The sequence below is a fragment of the Microbacterium sp. USTB-Y genome (assembly GCF_023703415.1).
Classification (GTDB): Bacteria; Actinomycetota; Actinomycetes; order Actinomycetales; family Microbacteriaceae; genus Microbacterium.
Genome location: NZ_JAGMTU010000002.1, coordinates 208,946 through 221,853, shown reverse-complemented (window position 1 = coordinate 221,853; position 12,908 = coordinate 208,946). Strand labels below are relative to the sequence as shown.

Annotated in this window: 11 protein-coding genes; all 11 read right to left on the bottom strand. The window is 70.8% G+C overall.

Annotation, left to right across the window (positions count from 1 at the left end; translation table 11 throughout):
• Nucleotides 1-24: 24 nt before the first annotated feature.
• The 11 genes from J8G10_RS04685 to hisG all read right to left on the bottom strand — a co-directional run bounded on the left by J8G10_RS04685 (nt 25) and on the right by hisG (nt 12,896).
• Nucleotides 25-1,488, bottom strand: coding sequence for a glutamate synthase subunit beta (locus J8G10_RS04685; RefSeq protein WP_251439765.1), 1,464 nt, complete (start codon nt 1,486-1,488; stop codon nt 25-27).
• Nucleotides 1,481-5,998 (bottom strand): glutamate synthase large subunit, encoded by a 4,518-nt coding sequence (gltB, locus tag J8G10_RS04680; RefSeq protein WP_251439761.1) that lies wholly within the window; start codon nt 5,996-5,998, stop codon nt 1,481-1,483. The genes J8G10_RS04685 and gltB overlap by 8 nt, the downstream gene beginning before the upstream one ends.
• Before the next feature lie 169 nt (nt 5,999-6,167).
• Nucleotides 6,168-7,181, bottom strand: a complete 1,014-nt coding sequence (gene lgt, locus J8G10_RS04675; RefSeq protein ID WP_251439757.1) for a prolipoprotein diacylglyceryl transferase — start codon at nt 7,179-7,181, stop codon at nt 6,168-6,170.
• 29 nt (nt 7,182-7,210) lie between these two features.
• Nucleotides 7,211-7,999 (bottom strand): tryptophan synthase subunit alpha, encoded by a 789-nt coding sequence (trpA, locus tag J8G10_RS04670; RefSeq protein ID WP_251439755.1) that lies wholly within the window; start codon nt 7,997-7,999, stop codon nt 7,211-7,213.
• Nucleotides 7,996-9,246 (bottom strand): tryptophan synthase subunit beta, encoded by a 1,251-nt coding sequence (gene trpB, locus J8G10_RS04665; protein WP_251439753.1) that lies wholly within the window; start codon nt 9,244-9,246, stop codon nt 7,996-7,998. Before trpB ends, trpA begins: the two co-directional genes overlap by 4 nt.
• Nucleotides 9,243-10,019 (bottom strand): indole-3-glycerol phosphate synthase TrpC, encoded by a 777-nt coding sequence (trpC, locus tag J8G10_RS04660; protein WP_251442338.1) that lies wholly within the window; start codon nt 10,017-10,019, stop codon nt 9,243-9,245. The genes trpB and trpC overlap by 4 nt, the downstream gene beginning before the upstream one ends.
• Nucleotides 10,020-10,021: 2 nt before the next feature.
• Nucleotides 10,022-10,252: a DUF6704 family protein gene (locus tag J8G10_RS04655; protein WP_251439750.1), complete on the bottom strand. Its 231-nt coding sequence runs from the start codon at nt 10,250-10,252 to the stop codon at nt 10,022-10,024.
• Nucleotides 10,253-10,343: 91 nt separating this feature from the next.
• Entirely contained in the window at nt 10,344-10,922 is a 579-nt protein-coding gene (locus J8G10_RS04650) for a Trp biosynthesis-associated membrane protein (RefSeq protein ID WP_251439747.1), read from the bottom strand.
• A complete protein-coding gene (gene hisI, locus J8G10_RS04645) occupies nt 10,922-11,296 on the bottom strand; it encodes a phosphoribosyl-AMP cyclohydrolase (protein WP_251439746.1) in 375 nt (124 codons plus the stop codon). Before hisI ends, J8G10_RS04650 begins: the two co-directional genes overlap by 1 nt.
• Nucleotides 11,293-12,054 (bottom strand): imidazole glycerol phosphate synthase subunit HisF, encoded by a 762-nt coding sequence (hisF, locus tag J8G10_RS04640; protein WP_251439745.1) that lies wholly within the window; start codon nt 12,052-12,054, stop codon nt 11,293-11,295. The genes hisI and hisF overlap by 4 nt, the downstream gene beginning before the upstream one ends.
• Nucleotides 12,054-12,896: an ATP phosphoribosyltransferase gene (gene hisG / locus J8G10_RS04635; protein WP_251439744.1), complete on the bottom strand. Its 843-nt coding sequence runs from the start codon at nt 12,894-12,896 to the stop codon at nt 12,054-12,056. Before hisG ends, hisF begins: the two co-directional genes overlap by 1 nt.
• Nucleotides 12,897-12,908: the final 12 nt, after the last annotated feature.

Sequence of the window (12,908 nt, the reverse complement as noted above, 5' to 3'; positions counted from 1 at the left end):
AAGGGCCACGCTGCCGGGGCCAGCCTACGCGGGCTGGACCCCGATCGCGACATCCGACGGACGGACCGGCGCGGGCAGCACCGTCTCCCCCATGAGATGACGGTCGACGGCGGCGGCCGCGGCGCGACCCTCGGCGATGGCCCACACGATGAGCGACTGACCGCGCCCCGCGTCTCCCGCGACGAACACGCCGGGGAGCGTCGAGGCGTAGTCCTCGTCGCGGCGGAAGGCGCCGCGGTCGGTGCGCTGCGGCGCCTCTTCGCCGAACGTGTCGTGCTCGGGACCGGTGAAGCCCATCGCGATGAGGACGAGATCGGCCGGGATCTCGCGCTCGGTGCCGCTGCGGGGCACACGACGGCCGTCCACGAACTCGGTCTCGGCCACGCGCAGGGCGCGCACCTCGCCGGCCTCGTTGCCGAGGAACTCGACGGTCGACGCGAGGTACTCGCGCGCGCCGCCCTCCTCGTGGGCGGAGGAGACCTCGAACACGGTCGGCATCATCGGCCACGGCTGGTGGTCCGGCCGATGCGCGGACGGCTGGCGCCCGATCGCGAGGTTGGTGACGCTCAGCGCGCCCTGGCGGTGCGCCGTGCCGATGCAGTCCGCTCCGGTGTCGCCGCCGCCGATCACGATGACGTGCTTGCCCTCGGCCGAGATCTGGTTCGAGACCGGGTCGCCGGCGACGGCCTTGTTCGACTCGACCAGGTACTCCATGGCGAAGTGCACCCCGTCGAGGTCCCGCCCGGGGATCGCGAGCTCTCGGGGCAGCGTGGCCCCCGTCGCGATGACCACGGCGTCGTAGCGGGTGCGCAGGTCGTCCCACGTGATGTCGACGCCGATGTTCACGCCGGCACGGAACCGGGTGCCTTCCTCCGACATCTGCCGCAGGCGCGCGTCCAGGTGCGACTTCTCCATCTTGAAGTCCGGGATCCCGTAGCGCAGCAGTCCGCCGATGCGATCGTCGCGCTCGAAGACGGCCACCGTGTGGCCCGCCCGGGTGAGCTGCTGCGCCGCGGCGAGCCCCGCGGGACCGGATCCGACGACCGCGACGGTCTTGCCCGTCAGGCGCTCCGGGGGCTGGGCCTCGACCCAGCCCGAGGCGAACGCCTGGTCGATGATCGACACCTCGATCTGCTTGATCGTGACGGCGGGCTGGTTGATCCCCAGCACGCAGGCGCTCTCGCAGGGCGCCGGGCACAGCCGCCCGGTGAACTCCGGGAAGTTGTTCGTCGCGTGCAGACGCTCGATCGCGGCCCGGCCCTCGCCGCGCCAGGTGAGGTCGTTCCACTCCGGGATGAGGTTGCCGAGCGGGCACCCCTGATGGCAGAACGGCACACCGCAGTCCATGCATCGGCTGGCCTGGCGGCGGAGCACGGCCGAATCGCCCGGCTCGTACACCTCCTTCCAGTCCATGATGCGGACCGGAACGGGCCGGCGGGCGGGGAGCTCGCGCTCCGTGACGTTCAGGAAGCCCTTGGGATCAGCCACCGGTCACCTCCAGGATGCGGGTCCAGACAATGGAGCCGTCGGGGTCGATCCCCTCGGCCTCTGCCTCTGCCCTGGTCCGCAGCACGGCCGCGTAGTCCCGGGGCAGGATCTTCGTGAAGGAGGCGGCGAAGTCGTCGTCCCCCAGGATCTCCGCGGCGAGCGGGGATCCGGTGCGCTCCACGTGCTGGGCGAGCAGCTCGCGGAGCTCCTGCGCATCCACCTCGTCGAGCGGGAGCAGCTCCAGCTCCCCCGCGTCCAGCGACAGCGGGTTCACGCGCTCGGTGTGCAGGTCGCGCACGTAGGCGATGCCGCCGGACATGCCGGCTCCGAGGTTACGACCGGTGCTGCCGAGGATCACGGCGACGCCGCCGGTCATGTACTCCAGCGCGTGGTCGCCCACGCCCTCGGCGACCGCGGTCGCGCCCGAGTTGCGGACCAGGAACCGCTCGCCGACGACGCCGGAGATGTGGATGGTCCCGCTCGTCGCGCCGTAGCCGATCACGTTGCCCGCGATGACGTTGCGGTGCGGCTCGAAGTCCGCGCCGCGGTGCGGACGGATCGCGATCTCGCCGCCGGAGAGGCCCTTGCCGACGTAGTCGTTGGCATCTCCCTCGAGGGAGATCGAGATGCCCCGTGGCAGGAACGCTCCGAGCGACTGGCCGGCGGTTCCGCGCAGCGAGATCCCGATCGTCCCCGACGGCAGGCCCTCTCCCCCGTGGCGCACGGTCACGGCATGGCCGAGCATCGTCCCGACGGCGCGCTCCGTGTTGCGGATCGGCAGATCGAAAGAGACCGGCGTGCCGTTCTCGATCGCCTCGCGCGCCGCTTCGAGCAGCGGAGTGTCGAAGTGCTTCTCGAGCTCGTGGTCCTGCGTGCGCGCGCTGCGGCGCGGTTCGTGCGCAGGGAACGCCGGGCCCTCGAGCATCGGGGCGAGGTCGAGGCCGTCCGCCTTCCAGTGCCGGATGGCGGCATCGGTGCGGAGCAGATCGGCGCGGCCGATGATCTCGTCGAGACTGCGGAAGCCGAGGGCGGCCAGGAGCTCCCGCACCTCCTCCGCGATGAACTCCATGAAGTTCACGACGAACTCCGGCTTGCCGGTGAACCGCTCGCGGAGCACCGGGTTCTGCGTGGCGACGCCGACCGGGCAGGTGTCCAGGTGACACACGCGCATCATGATGCAGCCCGAGACGACGAGCGGAGCGGTGGCGAAACCGAACTCCTCGGCGCCCAGGAGCGCCCCGATGATCACGTCGCGGCCGGTCTTCAGCTGGCCGTCGACCTGCACGACCACGCGGTCGCGCATGCCGTTGAGCATCAGCGTCTGCTGGGTCTCGGCCAGACCGAGCTCCCAGGGGGTGCCGGCGTGCTTGAGGGAGTTCAGCGGGCTCGCGCCCGTGCCTCCGTCATGGCCGGAGACGAGCACGACGTCGCTGAGCGCCTTCGCGACGCCCGCCGCGACCGCGCCGATGCCGGACTGACTCACCAGCTTGGTGTGGATCCGCGCGTTCGGGTTGGCCCGCTTCAGATCGAAGATGAGCTGCTTGAGGTCCTCGATCGAGTAGATGTCGTGGTGCGGCGGCGGGGAGATGAGCCCGACGCCCGGCGTCGCGTGGCGGGTGCGCGCGATCCACGGGTAGACCTTCTGCGGAGGCAACTGACCGCCTTCACCGGGCTTCGCGCCCTGGGCGAGCTTGATCTGGATGTCGTCGGCCGCGGTGAGGTACTGGCTCGTGACGCCGAACCGGCCGGAGGCGACCTGCTTGATCGCGCTGCGGCGCTCCGGGTCGACCAGGCGCTCCGGATCCTCGCCGCCCTCGCCCGTGTTCGACTTCGCGCCGAGGCGGTTCATCGCGATCGCGAGAGTCTCGTGCGCCTCCTGGGAGATCGAGCCGTAGCTCATCGCCCCGGTGGAGAAGCGCTTGACGATGGCGGAGACGGGCTCGACCTCGTCGATCGGCACTGCCGGACGCTCCCCGGTGCGCAGCTCGAACAGCCCGCGCAGGGTCTTCAGCTCCCTGGCCTGGTCGTCCACGAGCTTGGTGTACTCGCGGAAGATGTCGTACCGCCGGGTGCGCGTCGAGTGCTGCAGGCGGAACACGGTGTCCGGGTTGAACAGGTGCGGCGAGCCGTCGCGGCGCCACTGGTACTCGCCGCCGGTCCAGAGACGCTCGTGCGCACGCGCCGCCGCGTCCTCCGGGTAGGCGAAGTCGTGCCGCGCCTGGTTCTCTGCGAAGAGGTCCTCGATGCCGATGCCGCCGAGCTTGGTCTCGGTGCCGGTGAAGTAGGCGTCGATGAGCTCCTGGCTGAGGCCCACGGCCTCGAAGACCTGCGCCCCGGCGTAGGAGCCGACGGTGGAGATGCCCATCTTGGACATGATCTTCAGCACGCCCTTGCCGAGCGCGTAGATGAGGTTGCGGACCGCCTTCTCCGGCGTGATGCCGGTGATGTAGCCGGTGCGCACGAGGTGCTCGACCGTCTCCATCGCGAGGTACGGGTTCACCGCGGACGCGCCGTAGCCGATGAGCGTGGCCACGTGGTGCACCTCGCGGACATCACCGGCCTCCACCACGAGACCGACCTTCATGCGGTCCTCGCGGCGGATGAGGTGGTGATGCACGGCCGACAGCATCAGCAGCGACGGGATCGGCGCGAGGTCCTTGTTGGAGTCGCGGTCGCTGAGGATGATGAGCTCCGCGCCGCGCTCGATGGCCTCGTCGACCTCGGCGCACATCTCCTCGAGGCGGCGAGCCAGCGAGTCGGGGCCGGCGTCGAAGTGGTACAGGCCCTTGATCGTCGCGCTGGAGCGCTCCGGCCGGGACTTGTCGATGTGGCGGATCTTGGCGAGCTCGTCGTTGTCGATGACCGGGAAGTCCAGCACGATCGTGCGGGCGTGGTCCGGGCCCCAGTCGAGCAGGTTGCGCTCCGGGCCGAGGCCCAGGGACAGGTTGGTGACGACCTCCTCGCGGATGGCGTCCAGCGGCGGGTTGGTCACCTGGGCGAACTGCTGCACGAAGTAGTCGAAGAGCAGGCGGGGACGCTCGGAGAGCACCGCGATCGGCGTGTCGCTGCCCATGGCGCCGAGCGGCTCGGCGCCGGTCTGCCCCATCGGCGTGAGCAGGATCCGCACCTCCTCCTCGGTGTAGCCGAAGGTGCGCTGGCGCCGGGTGATGGAGGCGACCGGGTGCACGATGTGCTCGCGCTCCGGGAGGTCGGCGAGGCGCACGCGCCCCTCCTCCAGCCATTCCTGCCACGGGTGCAGGTTCGCGAGGTCGCGCTTGACCTCGTCGTCCTCGACGATGCGGCGCTGCGCCGTGTCGACGACGAACATCGTGCCGGGCTGCAGGCGCCCGCGGCGCTTGATGCGCTCGGGCTCGAACTCGAGCACTCCGGTCTCGCTGCCGATGACGACGAGACCGTCGGTCGTCTCGGTCCACCGGCCCGGGCGCAGCCCGTTGCGGTCGAGGGTGGCGCCGACGAGCGTGCCGTCGGTGAAGATGAGGGCGGCCGGACCGTCCCACGGCTCCATCTGGTTCGCGTGGTACTCGTAGAACGCACGCAGATCCGGATCCAGATCCGTCTGGCGCTCCCAGGCTGCGGGCACCATCATCATGATCGCGTGCGGGAGGCTGCGTCCCGTGAGGGTGAGCAGCTCGAGCACCTCGTCGAACGATGCCGAGTCGCTGGCGCCGTCGGTGCAGATCGGCAGGAGCGGGCGGATGTCGCCGAGCAGTTCGGACTCGAGCTGCGACTGCCGGGCGCGCATCCAGTTGCGGTTGCCGCCGACGGTGTTGATCTCGCCGTTGTGGGCGAGCATGCGCAGCGGCTGCGCGAGCGGCCACGACGGGAACGTGTTGGTCGAGTAGCGCGAGTGCACGACCGCGAGCTCCGAGGCGAAGCGCTCGTCCTGCAGGTCGGGGTAGAACGGCTCCAGCTGGAGGGTCGTGACCATGCCCTTGTAGCCGAGGGTGCGCGCCGACAGCGAGACGAAGTAGGCGTCGAGCTCGTGACCCGCGCGCTTGCGCAGCCGGTAGGCGACGCGATCGAGCGCGATGCCGGAGAGCGCCTCGGCGGAAGCCGACGCGGGACGCGAGACGAAGAGCTGCTCGAACGCGGGACGCGCCTCGTCGGCGAGCTTGCCGAGATGCTGGTTGGCCGTGGGCACCTCGCGCCAGCCGAGGACGGTGAGGCCCTCCTCCGCGGCGATCTTCTCGATGCCGGCCTTCTGCGTGCGGCGGGTGCGGGAGTCGAGCGGCAGGAAGGCGAGTCCGGCGGCGTACTCGCCGACCGGGGGAAGCTCGAAGGAGACGACCTCCCGCAGGAACGCATCCGGCATCTGCGTCAGGATCCCGGCGCCGTCGCCGGTGCCCGCATCGGAGCCGATGGCGCCGCGGTGCTCCAGGTTGCGCAGCGCCTCGAGCGCGAGCGCGATGATGTCGTGGCCCGGCTCCCCGCGCAACGTCGCGACCATGGCCAGGCCGCAGGCGTCCTTCTCGAACGCAGGGTTGTACATCCCCTGCTTCGGGGGGTAAGCGCCGGAAGCGCCGTAGGGAGGCTGGAAGTACACCAGTCACCGTCCTCAGATTTCAGATGAACCCGGGGACATCATCGGCCCGCTCGTTCAGTGCGTGGTTCGCGGTGGACGTGCGTCCACCGCAGCGAGGCTCCTGTCGGCGCCGTTCTCAGGGGCGGGAAGCGGCGCTCGTGGCGTCCGCCTCCACGCGATCGTCGTCGGACTGAGGCTCACTCAGGTCGACGAAATCATCGGGGTTGTGCGATTCTACAGCAGCGTCGCTCGGCTCCCGACCGGGCTGGTAGGCGGAGGGCTCGAAGCCCGGGTGACGACGCGTCTGGACGAAGAGGATCACGATGCCCAGCACCACGCCGAACAGCGCGGCCCAGACGTTCGTGCGGAGGCCGAAGTAGATCTCGCTCGGGTCGATGCGGATCGACTCCCAGACCATGCGTCCGGCGCCGTACCAGATGAGGTAGACGGCGAACAGCTTGCCCCACTGCAGACGCAGCCTGCGGCCCAGCCACAGCAGGAACAGGCAGCCGAGCGTGTTCCAGATGACCTCGTATAGGAACGTGGGGTGGAACAGGGTTCCCGGGGCGAGTCCCGCCGGGAAGGCCGAGTTCGTGGACTCGATCTCCAGGCCCCACGGCAGGTCGGTGGGCAGACCGAAGAGCTCGTGGTTGAAGTAGTTGCCGAACCGGCCGAACGCCTGCGCGAGGATGAGCCCCGGGGCCAGAGCGTCGGCGAAGGCCGAGAAGCGCACGCCGGTCCACTTGCAGCCGAGCCAGGCGCCGATCGCGCCGCCGATGAGCGCGCCGAAGATGGCGATGCCGCCCTCCCAGATGGCCCAGACCGAGCCGGGCTCGAACGGGTTCCAGGTGTTCTTGCCCGGACCGAAGTAGAAGCCGGGGTGGGTCAGCACGTGGAAGATGCGCGCGCCGATGATCGCCAGCGGCACCGCGATGATGCAGATGTCGACGACGACCCAGCGCTCCGCCCCGCGCTTCGTGAGGCGGTGGTTCGTCATCAGCGTGGCCACGATGATGCCGGCGATGATGCACAGCGCGTAGAAGTGGATCTGCAGCGTCCACCCGAAGACGTTCAGCGTGAAGTAGCTGACCGGCGGGCTCGGGATGCTGGCGTGCACGCCGATGAGGGCGTTCTGGAGCGCGAAGGGCATGATCACGAGTCTACGACGTCAGGGCGCCGTCACCGTGCGCGCGGCGTGCCCGTGGCGAGCTCGCGGGTCACCTCGGCGAGGCGTTCCACTCCCCCGTCCCGGAGGGCACGCACGAGGGCGGTGCCGACGATCGCGCCGTCGGCGTACTCCAGCACCCCGGCGATCTGGTCGGCCGTGGAGATGCCGATGCCGACGCAGGCGCGTCCTGCCCCGTGCGCGCGGAGCCGCCCGACGAGGGTGCGGGCCGCCTTGTCCAGTTCGGCGCGCTCACCGGTGATCCCCATGGTCGAGACCGTGTACACGAAGCCGGTCGAGCTCGACGCGACCAGGTCGAGCCGCTCGTCGGTCGAGGTCGGCGCGGCCAGGAAGACGCGGTCCAGCCCGGTGCGCTCGCTCGCGGCGATCCACTCGGGTGCGGCCTCGGGCGTGATGTCCGGCGTGATGAGCCCCGCCCCGCCCGCGGCGAGGAGATCGTCGGCGTAGCGGTCTACGCCGTACTGCAGCACCGGGTTCCAGTACGTCATGACGACGACGGGCGCCTCGACGGCGTCCGTGATCGCCTTGACCGCGGTGAACAGGTCGCGCATCCGGAAGCCGTTCGCGAGCGCCGCCTGCGTGGCCTCCTGGATGATCGCGCCGTCCATGACGGGGTCGCTGTAGGGCGGGCCCAGCTCGATGATGTCGACGCCGTTGCGCGCGAGCGCGATCGCGGCGTCGATGCTGGTCTGCAGGTCCGGGTAGCCGACCGGGAGGTAGCCGATGAAGGCGCCCCGCCCGGCGTCGTGCGCGCGACGGATGGCCTCTTCGACGCGGCTCATGCGCCGGCTCCGTTCTCTGCGGCGCCCTCGTCGTACAGTCCGAAGTACCGCGCCGCGGTGTCCATGTCCTTGTCGCCCCGTCCGGAGAGGCACACCGCGAGGATCGCATCGGGTCCGAGGTCCTTGCCGATCCGGATCGCGCCCGCGAGGGCGTGCGCCGACTCGATCGCCGGGATGATGCCCTCGGTGCGGCTGAGCAGGCGCAGCGCCTGCATCGCCTCGTCGTCGGTCGCCGGGATGTACTCGGCGCGCCCGATCGCACTGAGCCAGGAGTGCTCGGGACCGACGCCCGGGTAGTCCAGGCCGGCCGAGATCGAGTGCGACTCGATCGTCTGCCCGTCCTCGTCCTGCAGGACGTAGGTGCGGGCGCCGTGCAGCACGCCTGGTCGGCCGCGCTCGATCGAAGCGGCGTGCTTCGGGGTGTCGACGCCGTCTCCGGCCGCCTCCACGCCGTAGAGGCGCACGGCCGCGTCGTCCAGGAACGCGTCGAACATGCCGATCGCGTTGGATCCGCCTCCGACGCAGGCCAGCACCGCGTCGGGCAGCCGCCCCGCCTCGTCGAGCAGCTGCTGACGCGCCTCTTCGCCGATGATCTTCTGGAAGTCGCGCACCATCGCCGGGAACGGGTGCGGGCCCGCCGCCGTGCCGAAGATGTAGTTGGTGGTCTCGACGGTGGCGACCCAGTCGCGATACGCGTCGTTGATCGCGTCCTTGAGCGTGCGCGAGCCGGTGGTGACGGGCACCACCTCCGCGCCGAGGAGGCGCATGCGGGCGACGTTGAGCGCCTGGCGCTCGGTGTCGACCTCGCCCATGTAGATCGTGCACTCCAGGCCGAACAGCGCGGCAGCGGTCGCCGTGGCGACGCCGTGCTGGCCCGCCCCGGTCTCCGCGATGACGCGCGTCTTGCCCAGACGCTTGGTCAGCAGCGCCTGGCCGAGCACGTTGTTGATCTTGTGCGAGCCGGTGTGGTTGAGATCCTCGCGCTTGAGGAAGACCCGCGCGCCGCCGGCGTGCTCGGCGAACCGGGGCACCTCGGTGATCGGCGACGGACGGCCGGCATAGGAGTGCAGGAGGGTCGCGAGCTCGGATCGGAACTCCGGATCCTCGATCGCCTCGTGGTACGCGACGGTGAGCTCATCGATCGCCGCGATGAGCGATTCGGGCATGAACCGTCCGCCGAAGTCGCCGAAGAACGGCCCCGGCTGATCGCGCAGGCTCTGGGTCGCTGCCCGCTCCGTGCTTGTCATGATCCGGCCTCCAGGAAGGAATGCAGGGTGGCGACGGGGTCGCCGGTGACGAGGGCCTCGCCGATCAGCACCGCATCGGCGCCGGCGGCGCGGTAGTGCGCGACGTCGGCGGGGGTCAGCACCGCGGACTCCGCGATCTTCACGGACGTCGAGGGGATCCGGTCCACGAGACGTCCGAACAGGTCGCGGTCGAGCTCCAGCGTGGTGAGGTCACGGGCGTTGACGCCGATGAGGTGGGCCCCCAGGTCGATCGCGACCTCGAGCTCCTCGGCCGAGTGCGTTTCGACCAGCGGCGTCATCCCCAGCTCGAGGATGAGGGCGTACAGGCGCTCCAGGTTCGCGCGCTCCAGGCCCGCGACGATCAGCAGCGCAAGGGAAGCCCCGGCGGCGCGGGCCTCGAACACCTGATACGGCGTGGCGATGAAGTCTTTGCGGAGCACGGGGATCTGCACGGCGGCGGTCACGGCCTCGAGATCGCCGAGGCTTCCGCCGAAGCGGCGCTCCTCGGTGAGGACGCTGATCGCGGAGGCCCCGCCCTGCTGGTACAGGGACGCCTGCAGCGCCGGATCCGGGATCTCGGCCAGGGCCCCGCGGGACGGGCTCGCCCGCTTCACCTCGGCGATGATCTTCACCCGGTCGGCGGGGGCCAGCGCGGCGCGCACGTCCAGCGCGGGGGCGCGATCGAGGGCGGCACGCTCCACGATCGCGAAGGGGCGCTCCCGCTCGCGACGGGCGGCGTCCTCGACTGCGCCGGCCGTGAGGTCGGCGAGCACCATTAGTGCGCCTTCGGCTGGTACTTCGGGCCCTTCGCGCCGTAGCCGGCCTTGGAGAGCACCCAGCCGGAGATCGCTCCGATCACGATCAGCGCGACGCCCACCCAGACCACGACCGGGATGTCGAGGAAGAAGGCGGTGGTGCCCACGGTGAAACCGAGCAGCATGATCACCACGGCGGTCCAAGCCGCAGGCGAGTGTCCGTGGCCGGGATCTGCGATGGGGTTGCTCATGTTCTCCTCCGAGCGTCGGGTGGTGTGGTTGAAGTCTATCGGGATCGGGCTTCTCGCCGCGGACGGCGCCCGGAGCCGAGGGAGGTCCGCGTCAGCGGGTGGGGTCGGTGCCCCGGCTGAGCTCGTCCCAGCTCTCCACCGCATCCACCGGCCCCTCGTGCGGCACCGGCGTCGTGCGGTAGCGGCGTCCGCCGCTGCGCCACCGTCCGGCGGTGAACAGGGCGAGCGCCCCTCCGGCCAGCAGCAGGAGCCAGCTCGCGAGCGCGACCCAGGGCCAGGCCGTCACCGTGATGCCGTCGACGAGGCCCTTCAGTGCAGCGTCGCCCGCCAGCCCCGTGACCTTGGTGAGCGCGGGGCCGACCGCATCGAGCGGCTGCAGCAGGAGCACCCGTGCGGTGAGCACCAGCAGCAGGCCTCCGACCATCACGGCGATCCCCGCGAAGATCCGGCGCATCACCGGGCCGACGAGGGCGAGGGCCGCTCCGAGTGCGAGAGCGGTGAGGCTGAGCGGCGCGAGCACCGGGAGCGCGGCGTTTCCGGCGACGTCGAGCGCCTCCCCGCCGTCGGCGCGCGCGACGATCAGCCAGGTCTGGGTCGACGACAGCACGCCGAGCGCGCCTGCGACCAGGATCAGCAGCAGGCTCGTGGACTTCGCGCGCCGGGTGAGCATCAGCGGCTCGCCTCGCCGTCCTCGGAGACGACGGCGCTCAGGTCCCGCCCGTCGAAGCAGGTGCGGGTGCCGGTGTGGCAGGCGACGCCGATCTGGTCCACGAACAGCAGCACGGTGTCGCCGTCGCAGTCCAGTCGAGCGCCGTGCACGTGCTGCACGTGACCCGAGGTGTCTCCCTTGCGCCAGTACTCCTGACGGGAGCGCGACCAGTAGGTGGCCCGTCCCGTGGTGAGGGTGCGCCGGAGCGCCTCCTCGTCGGCCCAGGCCATCATGAGCACCTCGAGCGTGTCCCACTGCTGGACGATCACCGGGACGAGTCCCTGATCGTTCCAGCTGACCCGGGCCAGCTCGACCTCGATGGTGTCCTCGCTCATCGCACCAGCACCCCCGCCGCGCTCAGGGCGGCCTTGACGTCCCCCACGGTCAGCTGACCGGAGTGGAACACGCTCGCGGCGAGCACGGCGTCGGCACCGGCCGCGATCGCCGGGGCGAAGTCCTCCGCCGTGCCGGCGCCGCCCGACGCGATCACCGGCACGCTGGAGATCTCCCTCATGAGGGCGACCAGCTCCAGGTCGAAACCGTCCTTGGTGCCGTCGGCGTCGATGGAGTTGACCAGCAGCTCCCCCGCGCCGCGCTCGATGGCCTCGCGGGCCCAGTCCAGGGCGTCCAGCGACGTCTCCGTGCGTCCGCCGTGCGTCGTCACGGCGAAGCCGGACGCCGTGCGCGGGCTGCGCTTGATGTCGAGCGAGAGCACGAGCACCTGGGCGCCGAAGCGGTCGGCGATCTCGCCGATGAGGTCGGGCCGCGCGATCGCTGCGGAGTTCACCCCGACCTTGTCGGCGCCCACCCCCTGCAGTCGTGCGACGTCGTCGACCGAGCGCACGCCGCCGCCGACGGTGAGCGGCACGAACACCTCCTCGGCGGTGCGGCGCACCACGTCGTAGGTCGTGGCGCGCTCGTCGACGGTGGCGGTCACATCGAGGAAGGTGATCTCATCGGCGCCCTGCGCGGCGTAGTGCCGTGCGAGCTCGACCGGATCCCCCATGTCCCGCAGGTTCTCGAAGTTCACGCCCTTGACGACGCGGCCCGCGGCCACGTCGAGACACGGGATGACGCGCGCAGTGAGCGACATCAGAGCCTCGCGGCGTGGATCGCGGTGACCAGGATCGCCCGTGCGCCGAGGGCGTAGAGCTGATCCATCACCTGGTTCATGCCCCGACGCGGGATCATGACGCGCACCGCGACCCAGGCGGGATCGCGCAGCGGCGACACGGTCGGCGATTCGCGGCCGGGGGCGATCGCCGCAGCCTCTTCGACGAGATCGGCGGGCAGGTCGTAGTCGAGCAGGACGAAGCGGTGCGCGACCATGACGCCCCGCAGGCGCCGCAGCAGCTTCTCGGTGCCCTCGGCATCGCCGGGACGACTGATGAGCACCGCCTCGGACTCGATGATCACCGGACCGAAGATCTCCAGCCCGGCCTGGCGCAGCGTGGTGCCGGTCTCCACGACGTCGGCGATCGCGTCGGCGACCCCCAGGCGCACCGCGGACTCCACCGCGCCGTCGAGCGGGACGAGTTCCGCGGTGACGCCGTGCTCGCGCAGGTAGTCGTCGACGAGGCCGGGATAGGCCGATGCGACGCGCACCCCGTTCAGGTCCTCGAGGGTCGAGAACCGGCCGGGAGGCGCGGCGAAGCGGAAGGTCGACCGCGCGAAGCCGAGCTGCTCGATCTCCCGGGCGTCCGGGCGGCGCACGTCGCGCAGCAGGTCGCGGCCGGTGATGCCGACGTCCAGCGCGCCGGAGGCGACGTAGGTGGCGATGTCACGGGGACGGAGGAAGAAGAACTCGACGTCGTTGTCGGCGTCGATCACGTGCAGGGTCTTGGTGTCGCGGCGGCCGGCGTATCCGGCTTCGGCGAGCATCTCGGCGGCGGTCTCGGACAGCGATCCCTTGTTCGGGACGGCAATGCGCAGCATGGAAGGGTCTTT